The organism is Pseudomonas sp. S37 (assembly GCF_016658545.1).
GTDB lineage: Bacteria > Pseudomonadota > Gammaproteobacteria > Pseudomonadales > Pseudomonadaceae > Aquipseudomonas.
In genome coordinates this window covers 1-13,010 of sequence record NZ_JACVZC010000151.1, presented here as the reverse complement: position 1 = coordinate 13,010, position 13,010 = coordinate 1, and the positions used below count along the sequence as shown (strand labels likewise).

General features: G+C 61.0%; 13 protein-coding genes and 2 pseudogenes. 9 read left to right on the top strand and 6 right to left on the bottom strand.

Annotated features, from left to right (window positions below):
• Positions 1–102: pseudogene (locus IAE39_RS27095) on the top strand (Sec-independent protein translocase subunit TatC); the annotation flags it as partial.
• Positions 103–193: 91 nt separating this feature from the next.
• The gene (locus tag IAE39_RS27090) at positions 194–1,951 is read left to right on the top strand and encodes an OPT family oligopeptide transporter (RefSeq protein ID WP_201207560.1); all 1,758 of its coding nucleotides are present in this window, start codon (positions 194–196) and stop codon (positions 1,949–1,951) included.
• Between the two features lie 185 nt (positions 1,952–2,136).
• Here IAE39_RS27090 and IAE39_RS27085 read toward each other — a convergent pair whose 3' ends face one another.
• From IAE39_RS27085 to IAE39_RS27075, 3 genes are all read right to left on the bottom strand, one after another.
• On the bottom strand, positions 2,137–2,637 hold the full coding sequence (locus IAE39_RS27085; RefSeq protein ID WP_201207559.1) for a peroxiredoxin: 501 nt from the start codon (positions 2,635–2,637) through the stop codon (positions 2,137–2,139).
• Between the two features lie 167 nt (positions 2,638–2,804).
• On the bottom strand, positions 2,805–3,095 hold the full coding sequence (locus tag IAE39_RS27080; RefSeq protein ID WP_201207558.1) for a hypothetical protein: 291 nt from the start codon (positions 3,093–3,095) through the stop codon (positions 2,805–2,807).
• Between the two features lie 316 nt (positions 3,096–3,411).
• The gene (locus IAE39_RS27075; RefSeq protein ID WP_201207557.1) at positions 3,412–3,552 is read right to left on the bottom strand and encodes a hypothetical protein; all 141 of its coding nucleotides are present in this window, start codon (positions 3,550–3,552) and stop codon (positions 3,412–3,414) included.
• 448 nt (positions 3,553–4,000) lie between these two features.
• On the opposite strand from IAE39_RS27075, the gene IAE39_RS27070 reads away from it, so the two are divergent.
• The 7 genes from IAE39_RS27070 to dsdC all read left to right on the top strand — a co-directional run bounded on the left by IAE39_RS27070 (position 4,001) and on the right by dsdC (position 11,571).
• Positions 4,001–4,984: a DUF1852 domain-containing protein gene (locus IAE39_RS27070; RefSeq protein WP_201207556.1), complete on the top strand. Its 984-nt coding sequence runs from the start codon at positions 4,001–4,003 to the stop codon at positions 4,982–4,984.
• 27 nt (positions 4,985–5,011) lie between these two features.
• Complete coding sequence (locus IAE39_RS27065) at positions 5,012–6,046, top strand: methionine synthase (RefSeq protein ID WP_201207555.1); 1,035 nt, start codon at positions 5,012–5,014, stop codon at positions 6,044–6,046.
• 25 nt (positions 6,047–6,071) lie between these two features.
• Positions 6,072–6,581 carry a flavin reductase family protein gene (locus IAE39_RS27060; RefSeq protein WP_201207554.1) on the top strand — a complete coding sequence of 170 codons (510 nt, stop codon included), beginning with the start codon at positions 6,072–6,074 and terminating at the stop codon, positions 6,579–6,581.
• 98 nt (positions 6,582–6,679) lie between these two features.
• Positions 6,680–7,609, top strand: a complete 930-nt coding sequence (locus IAE39_RS27055; protein ID WP_201207553.1) for a LysR family transcriptional regulator — start codon at positions 6,680–6,682, stop codon at positions 7,607–7,609.
• 395 nt (positions 7,610–8,004) lie between these two features.
• A complete protein-coding gene (locus IAE39_RS27050; RefSeq protein ID WP_201207552.1) occupies positions 8,005–9,141 on the top strand; it encodes an MFS transporter in 1,137 nt (378 codons plus the stop codon).
• A 120-nt stretch (positions 9,142–9,261) separates the two neighbouring features.
• Positions 9,262–10,611: a D-serine ammonia-lyase gene (locus IAE39_RS27045; RefSeq protein WP_201207551.1), complete on the top strand. Its 1,350-nt coding sequence runs from the start codon at positions 9,262–9,264 to the stop codon at positions 10,609–10,611.
• A 21-nt stretch (positions 10,612–10,632) separates the two neighbouring features.
• The gene (gene dsdC / locus IAE39_RS27040; protein ID WP_201207550.1) at positions 10,633–11,571 is read left to right on the top strand and encodes a DNA-binding transcriptional regulator DsdC; all 939 of its coding nucleotides are present in this window, start codon (positions 10,633–10,635) and stop codon (positions 11,569–11,571) included.
• Between the two features lie 177 nt (positions 11,572–11,748).
• On the opposite strand, the pseudogene IAE39_RS27035 reads toward dsdC, so the two are convergent.
• From IAE39_RS27035 to IAE39_RS27025, 3 genes and pseudogenes are all read right to left on the bottom strand, one after another.
• A pseudogene (locus IAE39_RS27035) lies at positions 11,749–12,074 on the bottom strand (hypothetical protein); the annotation flags it as partial.
• On the bottom strand, positions 12,056–12,376 hold the full coding sequence (locus tag IAE39_RS27030; RefSeq protein ID WP_442968463.1) for a helix-turn-helix domain-containing protein: 321 nt from the start codon (positions 12,374–12,376) through the stop codon (positions 12,056–12,058). The gene IAE39_RS27030 and the pseudogene IAE39_RS27035, both read right to left, overlap by 19 nt.
• 2 nt (positions 12,377–12,378) lie before the next feature.
• Entirely contained in the window at positions 12,379–12,783 is a 405-nt protein-coding gene (locus IAE39_RS27025; protein WP_201207549.1) for an OsmC family protein, read from the bottom strand.
• Between the last annotated feature and the right edge of the window lie 227 nt (positions 12,784–13,010).

Here is a 13,010-nt window from a genome sequence, read left to right as displayed (position 1 = left end):
GACATCTTCTCGCAGACCCTGCTGGCCGTGCCCATGTGGCTGCTGTTCGAGGCCGGCGTCCTGTGTGCCAGCCTGGTCCGCAAGCGCAGCGAAACCGAGTAGGTCAACGCGTACAAACCCTGGCGAAGGGGAACCTTCATGGCTGTGGGGGCTCAGTTGTCCAGAGCGCTTGCGACAGCCACAAAGGATTGCCATGGGACATGCTCCAGCCACCGCCCTGCCCAAGGTTCGCGTCGAACGTGAACTGAGCCTGCGGGCAGTGCTCACCGGTGCGGTACTCGGCATTTTGCTTACACCCTCCAATGTGTACGCCGGGCTCAAGATCGGCTGGTCATTCAACATGTCGATCATCGCCCTGCTGGTCGGCTTCGTGCTGTGGCAGGGCCTGGAGCGGCGCAGGCAGGCCCTGCCCGCGTGGACGCTGCATGAAAGCAACATCAACCAGACCGTGGCTTCGGCTGCCGCCTCCATCGTTTCCGGCGGCCTCGTGGCGCCGATCCCCGCCTACACGCTGCTCACCGGTCACCAACTGGACCCGCTGCCAATGATGGCCTGGGTGTTCTCGGTAAGTTTTCTGGGCATATGGATCGCCTGGTACCTGCGCCCCGCCCTGCTCAACGACCCTGAGCTGAAATTCCCCGAGGGCATGGCAACCCTGGAAACGCTGCAGCAGATCTACCACCACGGGCACGAAGCCCTGTTGCGGATCAAGGTCCTGTGCAGCGCCGCGCTGCTGTCGGGGTTGGTGAAATGGATTGACGGGTTCGTCTGGGCGATACCGCGTTGGGCACCCACGCCTGCCTTGGAGCGCATGACCTTCACCTTCGACCCTTCTCTGCTGTTGGTCGGCTTCGGCGGTATCATCGGCATTCGCGTCGGCCTTACCCTGCTGCTTGGTGCCGCACTGGCATGGGGCGGCCTGGCGCCGTGGCTGGTCGACCACGCCTTGGTGATGCTTGCCCCGAACGCCAGCGGCCCGCAGTTCGCTGCCCTGGTGGAATGGCTGTTGTGGCCGGGCGTGAGCCTGATGGTCTGCGCAACCCTGACGTCACTGGCTGTTCGCCTGCTGCAAGGGCCCCGACGTCAGCCCGCCGACCGCCTGGCAAAGCGGCCGGCGCACGCCAGGGTACGCTTTACGCCGTGGCCAGCAGCCGGCCTGCTGCTGGCCATCGCCCTGGTAGTGACCCTGCAGATGCTGCTGTTCGGCATAAATGGGTGGATGGCGTTGCTCAGCATTCCATTGGCGATTTGCCTTGCCGTGGTCGCCGCGCGCGTGGTCGGCGCCACTGGCATCGCGCCGATTGGCGCCATTGGCAAACTGTCGCAGCTCAGCTTCGGCCTGGTCGCCCCCGGCCAGGTGGCCATCAACCTGATGAGTGCCAACACGGCCGGTGGCGCGGCCGGGCAGTCCACCGACCTGATGAACGACTTCAAGGTTGGCCTGGCGATAGGCGCCACGCCGCACAAGCAGTTGCTGGCGCAATGCATCGGTATCTTCATCGGCAGTGTGGTCGGCGTGCTGGTGTACCTGGTGCTGATTCCCGACCCACAGGCCCTGCTGCTGACCGAGCAGTGGCCGGCGCCAGCCGTAGCGACCTGGAAAGCGGTGGCAAAGACGCTGACGCAGGGGCTTGGGGTGCTGTCGCCGGAGCTTCGCTGGGCAATCGTGGCCGGTAGCACGGCGGGTGTGCTGCTGGGTGCACTGGACAGCCTGCTGCCACAACGGGCAGCCCGCTGGTTGCCCAGCACCGCCGCGCTGGGGTTGGCCTTCATACTGCCCGCGTCGATCAGCATGATGATGGGGCTTGGCGCAGTGCTCACCTGGCTGGTCAGCTGCCGCTGGCCGAGCATCACCGAGCGCTTTGCGATTACCGCGGCAGCAGGGCTGATTGCCGGTGAGAGCATCATGGGGGTGGGGGCATCGTTCTGGGAAATGCTACGGGCGCTGTAGGTAGCAGGTAACGCGGTGCATGGCACCGGCTTTGCCGGTGTTCGCGGCTAAAGCCGCTCCTACAAGGTACCGCGCAAGCCTTCAGCCAAACACCGCCCGATGTAGGAGCGGGTTCACCCGCGAAGCAGGCTGAAATGTACTTCGGTGGCCCCGCAGTCGCTGACTGCAAGGCCTGGGCCATGAACCTAACGGATAACAGCCAGCATGCTCGCCGCATCGCTGACTTCGAACTTGCCCGGGGCTTCAAGCGCAATGTGTTTGACAATCTGGTCGTCGACCACCATGGCATAGCGCAGCGAGCGGCGCCCCATGCCACGAGCCGTAAGGTCCTGGATCATGCCCAGTGCCTCGCTGAAATCGCCATTGCCATCGCCGATCATCTTTACTGCGTCACCCACCTGCAGGCTGTTGCCCCAAGCGTTCATGACAAAGGCATCGTTCACCGAGACGCAGAGGATTTCGTCAATGCCCGCCGCGAACAGGTCGGCTGCAGCACCTACATAGCCAGGCACATGACGCTCGGAACAGGTCGGTGTGAACGCCCCTGGCAACGCGAAGATCAGCACCTTCTTCTGCTTGCAGCGCTCGCGAATGGAAAAGGCAACCGGGCCGATCGCGCAGGCGCCGGCATCGTTGTTGTATTGGTAAAGGGTGATATCCGGTAATTGATCGCCAGCCTTGATCATCGCAGTCTCCTGGGTGAGGTGATGATTGAGCGGCACATGATGCCGCAGTCTGGTCGAAATGTCCGTGCAGGCCTGGCAGTCGTCGGCCGCCGAAAGCAAAAAACCGCAACCTCTTCCAGTAACAAAAGGCTGCGGCTTTGGTGTTGGCGCGGCTGTCGCAGCCAGCTTCAGACGGCTGCTACACCAATTTCAGCGCAATAGCTCTGGGTTGCCCGCTCGATCACCTGGATATTCTTGTTGGCACGTACCAGCAGGAAAACGCCCAGCGCAATCATGATGATGCCGGGCACCAGCAGGAACAGCATGGGCAAGCCGAGAATAATGCAGAACCAGCCCACCAGTTTGAGGAACTTGGCAGCCTTGAGCAGCATGTTCTTTTGCGTGTAGATAGCGTCGGCGTCTTTGGTCGGCAGCATCTTGTAACCGCCAATGATTTCCCGCTCGTTCGAAAACAGCATGGCTTTCCAATTCCCTTTAGTGAGTGTGTGAATTACGCCACAGCAACCTTTGCGCTGCTGAAACATCACGGGGCTCGACTTGCCATTCGCTGCGAGCCGTCCGTGTATCTCGCATGGCCCGGGCCTTTGCAGGCGTCTGGACCGGCGCGATTTAACCATGTTGAAGTGCGCTACTTCAATCATTTATCTGGCCCGAAGCGCAGGCACAGGAATATCCCCTGGAACAGGGAACTCATTGAATCGGGAATACTCTGATAAAGCTTGGCCTGCGCCAGGCAGCCGGTAATATTATTATGATATCAACCCGGATTGCCGTTTAGCGCGCCAATATTGCCTGGTGATGGTCGATAGAAGGAACAGGCACCAGAACACGTCGTGCCGTCAGCCATTCGCGCATTCGCACGGTATCGAAAATCTGCCCCTCTTCCATCATCACCAGAATGAGTGTTTGGGACATTCGGTAACAACCACACCGAGCACAACACCGCTCTTCCCAGCCGTGGGCGCACTCAACGGATTCGGCCTGCCCTGCGCAGATTAGACAACTCATGTAAGCCCCCTTTTATTTTTCTTCCATGAAGGGTGGGTGCAAGGTTACGAAGATCGTATGTTTTCGGCTGACCATGAGATTTTCATGCCAACTCCACTTGTGGGAGCGGGTTTACCCGCGAAGAGGCCAGCACAGGGGCCAGATCACTGAAGCCCCAGCACAATCCCCACTACTGATCAGCCCGCCGCATCATGAGCGAAGCTAAAAAACCTTTGAATTATCTTCAATATCATTCATGCAGCGCCCTGCCTAGAATAGCCCTCATTCAAGGAAAACTTAAAGACTACCGAGCGCCCGCCCTGAACACCCAGCAGGGGCACAGCGCTTGAGTCAAGCATCAGGACAGCCGTACGCCATGAACAAAGAACCTTTATTCACCGTCAAGCGCATTGCCTTTGACGAGCACTATCACCCCGCCGAAAACACCCGCATCACTACCAACTTCGCCAATCTGGCGCGGGGTGCCAATCGCAAGGAAAACCTGCGCAACACCTTGACGATGATCAACAATCGCTTCAATGCCCTGGCGCACTGGGATAACACCGACAATGATCGCTACAGCGTCGAGCTGGAAATCATTTCGGTTGAAATGCACCTGGATGCCGAAGCGCATGGCAGTGCCCTGCCGCTGATTGAAATTTTGAAAACCCATATTGTCGACCACAAGACCAATACCCGTTTCGAGGGCATGGTCGGCAACAACTTTTCATCATACGTGCGCGATTACGACTTCAGTGTCCTGCTGCTGGAGCACAACAAAGGCCTGCCAACTTTCAGCACGCCTGAGAACTTTGGCGTGCTGCACGGCAACCTGTTCAAGTGCTTCATCAACTCGTCAACCTACAAAGCGCATTTCAACAAGCCACCGGTTATCTGCCTGAGCGTGTCGAGCAGCAAGACCTACCACCGCACCGAAAACCAGCACCCCGTGCTGGGCGTTGAATACCAGCAGGACGAATACTCCCTGACCGACGAGTACTTCAACAAGATGGGCCTGAAGGTGCGTTACTTCATGCCGCCGAACAGTGTTGCACCGTTGGCATTCTACTTTGCCGGTGACCTGCTGGCCGACTACAGCAACCTCGAGCTGATCAGCACCATCAGCACCATGGATACCTTCCAGAAAATCTATCGCCCCGAGATCTACAACGCCAACTCCGCAGCCGGCAAGTCCTACCAGCCCAGCCTCAAGCACCAGGACTACTCGCTCACGCGCATTGTCTACGACCGGGAAGAACGCAGCCGCCTGGCAATCGAGCAGGGCAAATTCGCCGAGGAGCAATTTGTCAAACCGTACCAGGCCACGCTCGAGCAATGGTCCGCTCAATACACCCGCTGATCACTTTAAAGCACAAGGTTACCGTTCATGAACACACTGCTTCCAACGTCCACCGCCGGCAGCTTGCCCAAACCGTCCTGGCTTGCCGAGCCGGAAACACTCTGGTCACCCTGGAAGTTGCAAAACGAGCAACTGCTTGAAGGTAAACAGGACGCCCTGCGCCTGGCCTTGCAGGAACAACAGCACGCCGGTATCGATATCGTCAGTGACGGCGAGCAGACACGCCAGCATTTCGTTACCACGTTTATCGAGCACCTCAGCGGTGTCGACTTCGAGAAACGCGAAACCGTGCGTATTCGCGATCGCTACGATGCCAGCGTACCGACTGTAGTCGGTGCTGTCGCCCGGCAAAAACCGGTGTTTGTCGACGATGCCCGGTTCCTGCGCCAGCAAACTACCCAGCCGATCAAGTGGGCGCTGCCAGGCCCGATGACCATGATCGACACGCTGTATGACAGCCACTATAAAAGCCGGGAAAAACTCGCCTGGGAATTCGCCAAGATTCTTAACCAGGAAGCCCTGGAACTGGAAGCTGCCGGCGTCGATATCATTCAGTTCGACGAACCCGCGTTCAATGTGTTCTTTGACGAAGTGAACGACTGGGGTGTCGCCACCCTGGAAAGGGCTGTCCAGGGCCTGAAGTGCGAAACGGCCGTGCACATCTGCTATGGCTATGGCATCAAGGCCAATACCGACTGGAAAAAGACCTTGGGCTCGGAATGGCGGCAATATGAAGAGGCCTTCCCCAAGTTGCAGCAGTCCAGCATCGATATCATTTCGCTGGAGTGCCACAACTCGCATGTGCCAATGGACCTGATCGAGCTGATTCGCGGCAAGAAAGTCATGGTCGGCGCCATCGATGTGGCCAACCATGCCATCGAAACGCCCGAGGAAGTTGCCAACACCCTGCGCAAGGCCCTGCAGTTTGTCAATGCCGACAAACTCTACCCTTGCACCAACTGCGGCATGGCGCCCCTGCCTCGCCAAGTTGCCAACGGCAAGCTCAAGGCGCTGAGTGCAGGTGCTGCCATCGTCCGCCAGGAACTGGCAAACGCCCGCTGAAGCAAACGCAGCCACAGGACCTAGCATGTTGATTTCTGGTACCGCCATCGAGCCTTCCAGCTTTCGCCGGGCGCTCGGCCACTACGCCTCCGGCATCACGGTGATCACCTCGCACCTTGACGGTGAGCTGGTCGGTTTTACCTGCCAGTCGTTCTACAGCGTGTCGGTGAACCCGCCGCTGGTGTCATTCAGTGTGATGGCAGGTTCGGCCAGCTACCCGAAGATCCGCCAGGCAGGCCGCTTCATGGTCAACATCCTGTCAGGTGAGCAGGTCGGCATTTCCAACCGCTTTGCGCAGCGCGGCGCCGACAAGTGGCACGGCGTGCAATGGCAGGCGTCGCCGCTGGGCAACCCGATCATTGACGGTTGCCTGCACTGGCTTGACTGCGAGATCCACGCCGAACATGTCGCCGGTGACCACCTGATCGTGATTGGCGAAGTGAAAGCGTTGAACCTGCAGACAGCGGCGGCAACCCAGCCGCTGCTGTACTTCAAGGGGCAGTACCGCAACCTCGCCATGCACGAGGTGGCGTGAGCCGCTGCCCCGCTAACGGAAACCATTCAAAGGGATTGTCAGGATCACGCAATCATGCGGCAACCTCCGCATCATTGCGTCGATCTGCCTGAGTACTCATGATCGATTTACGCCACCTGCGAACCCTCCACGCGTTGCGTGAAACCGACAGCCTGCACGAGGCCGCCGAGCGCCTGCACCTGACCCAGTCAGCCCTGTCGCACCAGTTCCGCGAGATGGAAGAACGCATCGGCATGCCCCTGTTCGTGCGCAAGTCCAGGCCGGTACGTTTCACCAGTGCCGGGTTGAAGCTGCTGCAGCTGGCCGACCAGGTGCTGCCGCAGATCCGCAATACCGAACGCGAGCTGGGCAAGCTGGCCGGGGGTTCTGCCGGGCGGCTGTACATCGCCATCGAATGCCACAGCTGCTACCAGTGGCTGATGCCCTCGGTGGATGAATTCCGCAGCGCGTGGCCCGAGGTAGAGCTGGACCTGGTCTCCGGCGTCTCTTTCGCTCCCCTGCCCGCCCTGGAGCGCGGCGACCTCGACCTGGTGGTCACCTCCGACCCGGTGACACTGCCGGGCATCAGCTACGTGCCGTTGTTCGGCTACGAGGCACTGTTGGCCATCGACAACCAGCATGCCTTGCGCGCCAAGCCGTACCTGGAACCTGCCGACATTGCCAGCCAGACGCTTATCACCTACCCGATCGAGCGCAACCGCCTGGATATCTTCACCCGCTTCCTCGACCCTGCAGACATCGAGCCGGCGCAGCTACGCACCGCGGAAATGACGGTGATGATGATGCAGCTTGTGGCGTCCGGGCGTGGCGTGTGCTGCCTGCCCAACTGGGCCGTGCACGAGTACAGCTCGCGCGGTTACGTGACCGCCAAACGCCTTGGCGAACAGGGTTTGCAGGCGAACCTTTACGCGGCGCTGCGCAGCGACATGCTGGAAGTGCCTTATGTGAGCGATTTCCTGCTCACTGCCAAGGACATCTCCTTTACCACGCTGGCAGGTGTCAGCGTGGCTTCTGGCCCGGTCGTCTGAGCGCCCGCTAAACTGCCTTCGGCTGCTGGTCGGCAGGTAGGACGAGCACATCAGCGGTGCGGCCTGCACCGGCTGGGCACGCGGCGGTGTGTGCTGAGTTAGCATGAGGACGCCAACCCTGTGGCAACTGTCTTATCGAACATTTGAGAGCTTGCGCAATCTCTGTGGGAGCGGGCATGCCCGCGAACACCGGCAAAGCCGGTGCCATCCACTGCGTCGCCTGTTTCGCGGGCACGCCCGCTCCCACAGAGATTGCGCTGGCTTCAAGTTAGCACTGTACCTGTGAGGCTTTAGCCGCGAACAGGCCAGCACAGGCAACACATCCATGGCACCCATGCGCAAGGTTCGAGGCTCGCTGGGTTATCCTGCCCCCTCACCCCTGTCACGAGATTGTCATGTCGTCCGCCGCCACCCCGGTGCAAACCCACCGCGCCGACCGAGACTCGCGCAACGCCGCCCAGGTGCTTGGCCTGTGCCTGCCCAGTGATGTGTTGCTCTACCTGTTGCTGCCGATGTACGCCGCCGACTTCGGCGTAACCCTGGCCGAGGCCGGTGTACTGCTGGCGGCCAACCGCCTGGTGCGTATCATCGGCTATGGCTGGGTGGTGCATTTCTATGCCCGTCATGGCGACCGCGCGGCCTGCAGCCTGGCCGCATTCGCCGCAGCAGTCTGTGCCCTGGGCAACGCGACGCTGTCCGGTTTTGCCGCCCTGCTGGGACTGCGCCTGGTCTGGGGCCTGTGCTTTGCCACGTTCAACCTCAGCACCCAGACCCTCGCCACCGCCGAAGCCCAGGGTGCGGCCCGGCGTGCCGGGCGTTCGCGGGCGACCTTGTCGATCGGGCCGATGCTGGCCTTGCCGCTGGGTGCTGTGATGGCCCAGGCCTACGGCTCGCGCAGCGTGTTCTTCGTGCTTTGCATCAGCGCCCTGTTCGGGCTGTGGCGGGCGCGCGCCCTGCCCTGCACCGGCCACCCCGTCACCAGCAGCGGCGGCCGACGGCTGCGCCTGCCAGACAGCATCGCCACCTGGTCCTTCATCGAAGGGGTAACCCTGGACGGCCTGTTCATCTTCGGCCTTTCGCTGTACGCACAAACCCACCTGGGTGAGTCAGGCGTGCTGGCAGCGGGTGTGCTGATGGCGGTGCGCTACCTGAGTGAAATGCTCTTCAGCCCCTTCGGCGGGCGCCTGGCCGAGCGCTTCGGGCCGCTGCGCATGCTGGTGGTGCTGTCGTTGGCCACTTCGCTGGCGCTGCTGCTGTTCGGCAGCTACTGGCTGTTCATCGGCGCTTTCTTCGTACTGGTGCTACGCGCCCTGCAACTGCCGCTGGTGATGACCCTGGTCGCCCTGCGCAACCCGCAGCAACGTATCCAGGCGTTGGCCGGCAACGCCGTGTGGCGCGACATCGGCGCCGGGCTCGGGCCGATGCTTGCCGGGGTACTGCTGCCGCAGGTACCGGCACTGTGGGCCTATGCCGGGGCGGCGCTGGCGATTGCCGTGGCAGCCTTGAACTGTGCCTGGGCAGCGCGCCGTTGAGCCATCCCGGGCATTGCCGCGATGCATGACACAGGCTCACCCGTAGGGTGAAGAGTGATCGTTTGAGCCACACAGAGAACTGAACTCTAATTGTGCAAAGACTGAGCTACAGGTGAAATCATGATCCACGGGAAAACCCTACAAGACTGGCAACAAAGCCACCCGATCATCGCCGACCTGGTCGCCCTGAAGGAAACCCGCTGGTTCAACCCGGGCATTGCCAAGGCCTCAGAAGCGTTGAGCGACGTAGGCCTGACGGCTGAAGACGTGCAGGCCACCAGCGAGCGACTGCAGCGGTTCGCGCCCTACCTCGCCACCGTGTTCCCCGAAACCGCAGCTGCTGGCGGGGTTATCGAATCGCACATCGCCCCCCTGCCGAAGCTTCGCCTGTTGCTTATCGAGGAAGGTTCACTGCAGAACGCGGGTAGCCTGTGGCTCAAGGCAGACAGTGACCTGCCCATTTCAGGCTCCATCAAGGCCCGCGGCGGCATTCATGAAGTGCTCAAGCACGCTGAGGACCTGGCCTTGGCGGCCGGCCTGATCACGCCTGCCGATAACTATGCGGTACTGGCCAGCGAGCAGGCGCGTGCGTTCTTCAGCCAGTACAAGATCGCCGTGGGTTCGACCGGTAACCTGGGTTTGTCGATTGGCATCATGAGCGCGAAGCTGGGCTTTCAGGTAAGCGTGCATATGTCGTCCGACGCACGACAGTGGAAAAAGGACAAGCTGCGCGCCAACGGTGTAACGGTCGTTGAGCATGCGTCGGACTACAGCGTTGCCGTCGAACAGGGCCGCCAGCAGGCCGCATCCGACCCCAGCTGTTACTTCGTTGACGACGAGAACTCCCCGCAACTGTTTCTGGGCTATGCCGTAGCGGCCGAGCGCCTGGCGCGGCAATTCGACCAGGCCGGCATCAAGGTGGACGCCGATCACCCGCTGTTTGTGTACCTGCCCTGCGGTGTCGGCGGCGGCCCGGGTGGCGTCGCGTTCGGTTTGAAGCTGGTGTTCGGTGACGCCGTGCATTGCATCTTTGCCGAGCCCACCCACTCCCCCTGCATGCTGCTGGGCGTGTACACAGGCCTGCACGATGAAACCAGTGTGCAGGACTTCGGCATCGACAACATCACCGCCGCCGACGGCCTGGCAGTCGGGCGCCCGTCCGGGTTTGTCGGCAAAGCCATGCAGCGGCTGATCGATGGCTACTACACCGTTACTGATGAAGCGCTGTACCGCCTGATGGTCATTGCCTTCGAGCAGGACAAGGTCAAGCTGGAACCCTCTGCGCTGGCAGGCGTACCCGGTATGGTGCGTGTATTGCAATCCCGCGATTACCTGGCACGCCTGGGCTACAGTGCAACCCAACTGCAAGCCGCCACGCACCTGGTCTGGGGCACGGGCGGCAGCATGGTGCCGCAAGCCGAGTTCGAGGCTTACCTGGCGAAAGGCCGGGCCCTGCTGACACGCACCTGACCTGTGCACAAGGACTGCTGAATGAACAAGCCCGGCCGCGGCACAATCAAGCTCAATGGTGCCCATCTGGGCAGCCTGCATGTGTTTCTGGTCGCTGCGCGCTACCTGAGCTTTGCGCGTGCGGCCGATGAGCTGTGCCTGAGTGCAAGCGCCGTGAGCCACCGCATCAACCGGCTCGAGCGCGAGCTGGCGTTGAAACTGTTCAACCGCATGCCGCGCAAGGTAAGCCTGACCGAAGACGGCGAACGCCTGTTCGCGGTCATGCAGCGCTCGATGGACGAGATCAACGAAGCCGTTCAGGAACGCGCTCATGGCGAGATTGCCGGCCAGCTGACCCTGTACGTTCGCCCATCAGTCGCGCAGTGCTGGCTGGTGCCACGCCTTGCCCGGTTCACCTCCCGTTACCCTGATATCCAGCTGGATATCAGGGTGGGTAACGAGAGCATCGATTATCGAACCCGCAAGATCGACTTGGTGCTGTGTTATTCGGATGGCCATCACCCAGGGCTTGCCAGCATTCACTTGATGGGCGAACGGATTGCCCCGGTGTGTTCTGCCCATTACGCAGAAAGCCATGGTTTGACCGGCGAGCTGAAGCAGCTGGGGCGCTGCACCGCCTTGCATGATGTGGCGGCCTGGGACAACGCTGCATTCGACGCGGAATGGCAGCTGTGGGCCAGCGCTACGGGCAAGGATGTGGACCTGCCGCGCAGGTTCCTGACCTTCGATCGCTCCGACCTTTGCACGCTTGCGGCGCTGAATCACGTTGGCATCGCCATTGGCCGGGAACAGCTGGTGCGTGAGCGCATTGACAAGGGTGAGCTGGTGTTGCCTTTTGGCGGCTTTCGCGACACGTCCAATTACGGCTATTACCTGGTTCACCCGCACCATGACGGCATGCCCAAACGGCTGCAGGTGCTGATTGACTGGCTGGTGAAAGAAGCATGTGCTGAACAGTAGGAAATGTTTGCTGCCTGTGCCGGCCTCTTCGCGGCGGTTCGACGCGAAGAGGCCGGCACAGGCGAGAGACCTGCCTGACCGCTTCAACCCCGGATACACTGCGCAAACACCGGCTCCTGCAGGTAGGCCACATTCAACCGGGTCCACGGTGTCCGATCCTGTGACTGTCGCGGGCTGTCACTGGCGCAGCAGGGCAACGTTCTGATCAATCCGCCCTTGAACTGTCTGTAAGGTATCGGGGGTGATAACCCCTGGCACAGTTGCCCGGCAATGCTTGCAAACTCACCGGCCACATTGCAGATGCGGTCAATCAGTTTGCAGGCAGCGTCCAGAGGCACTTCTGCTTCTTCAGCAAGCCTTAGCACTTGTGCGCGGGAAATTGCCAGCGCCTCGCCCATCACATCCATCTGGTGGTAGCCACCTGGCCCTTCACAGAACGTTACGTCGTAGGCCGGTGCCAGTTGCCAGCGACCTGCTGGCGACATCAGGAAGGCAAGTTTCTTTGACTGCCAGCTTTCCTTCTGTACCGAACACGGCTGGCGCTGATTTCGTAGCGCCGTATATCCTCGATACTGTCCAGTTTGGGCAGGAACAGGCCCTCGAGCTCCTGGGTCCGGCCAAGCGCCATTGCCACACGCACGATATTTTCGAAGCCAACGTTGCGCCCGGCTTCGAGGTTGGACACGGTGTTTACGCCAATACCAGCACGCCCGGCCAGTTCGGCCTGGGTCATTTGCAGCGCCAGGCGCTCAGTGCGTAACCGGTCGCAAAGGCGCTTGACGACCTCGCTCGGCTTGCTTTTGATATTTAGGTAAGCGTGCTTGCAATGCTGATCTCGCCCCTCAACACCTTGTGAATCGGGCAGGCGTTGGCGATTTCCAGTAAACGCGCGCGTTGGTCGGCGCTCAGCGCCCCACGCAGCGTGATCTCGCGGGCGATCTGGATCTTCGGTTTGCGACCGAGTTGTTCATGCTCGATGCGGATATCGACATCGATGGCTTCCAGCGGCATTTCCTTGCGTTGGGCGTACATGGCAACGGTGATCGAGGTGCAGGCACCAAGTGACGACAGTAACAACGCATGCGGCGACGGCCCCACATCCCCGCCGCCTGCCTGCGTGTCAACGTCACTGGCCCACTGGTGCTGGCCGTCGGTGATGTTCACCTGATAAGCCACGCCTGCGTAAGATGCGCGGATTGCTCGCTCTGCCATGGGAACTCCTGATTGATGATTGTCCTGCTGTATGGGAGGCATGATAGAGGCACTGGCTGGAAGCCAATAGCCGATGAAAATGGGCCTCAGCGTTCTGCAAGGTGAACGCGGCCCCTTGTAGGAGCGGCCTTGTGTCGCGATCGGGCTGCGCAGCAGCCCCAGGATTTCAGTGTAAATGCATGAATTGGCGGGGGGGGGGGGGGGGCCCCGCGCGCCCCAACGCCCCC

Excerpts from the sequence above, each read along its gene's own strand:
- IAE39_RS27080 (WP_201207558.1), bottom strand. The coding sequence starts at position 3,095 with ATGCTGTTTTCGAACGAGCGGGAAATCATTGGCGGTTACAAGATGCTG.
- IAE39_RS27070 (WP_201207556.1), top strand. The coding sequence starts at position 4,001 with ATGAACAAAGAACCTTTATTCACCGTCAAGCGCATTGCCTTTGACGAG.
- IAE39_RS27045 (WP_201207551.1), top strand. The coding sequence starts at position 9,262 with ATGATCCACGGGAAAACCCTACAAGACTGGCAACAAAGCCACCCGATC.
- IAE39_RS27090 (WP_201207560.1), top strand. The coding sequence starts at position 194 with ATGGGACATGCTCCAGCCACCGCCCTGCCCAAGGTTCGCGTCGAACGT.
- dsdC (WP_201207550.1), top strand. The coding sequence starts at position 10,633 with ATGAACAAGCCCGGCCGCGGCACAATCAAGCTCAATGGTGCCCATCTG.
- IAE39_RS27060 (WP_201207554.1), top strand. The coding sequence starts at position 6,072 with ATGTTGATTTCTGGTACCGCCATCGAGCCTTCCAGCTTTCGCCGGGCG.
- IAE39_RS27025 (WP_201207549.1), bottom strand. The coding sequence starts at position 12,783 with ATGGCAGAGCGAGCAATCCGCGCATCTTACGCAGGCGTGGCTTATCAG.
- IAE39_RS27085 (WP_201207559.1), bottom strand. The coding sequence starts at position 2,637 with ATGATCAAGGCTGGCGATCAATTACCGGATATCACCCTTTACCAATAC.
- IAE39_RS27050 (WP_201207552.1), top strand. The coding sequence starts at position 8,005 with ATGTCGTCCGCCGCCACCCCGGTGCAAACCCACCGCGCCGACCGAGAC.
- IAE39_RS27055 (WP_201207553.1), top strand. The coding sequence starts at position 6,680 with ATGATCGATTTACGCCACCTGCGAACCCTCCACGCGTTGCGTGAAACC.
- IAE39_RS27075 (WP_201207557.1), bottom strand. The coding sequence starts at position 3,552 with ATGTCCCAAACACTCATTCTGGTGATGATGGAAGAGGGGCAGATTTTC.
- IAE39_RS27065 (WP_201207555.1), top strand. The coding sequence starts at position 5,012 with ATGAACACACTGCTTCCAACGTCCACCGCCGGCAGCTTGCCCAAACCG.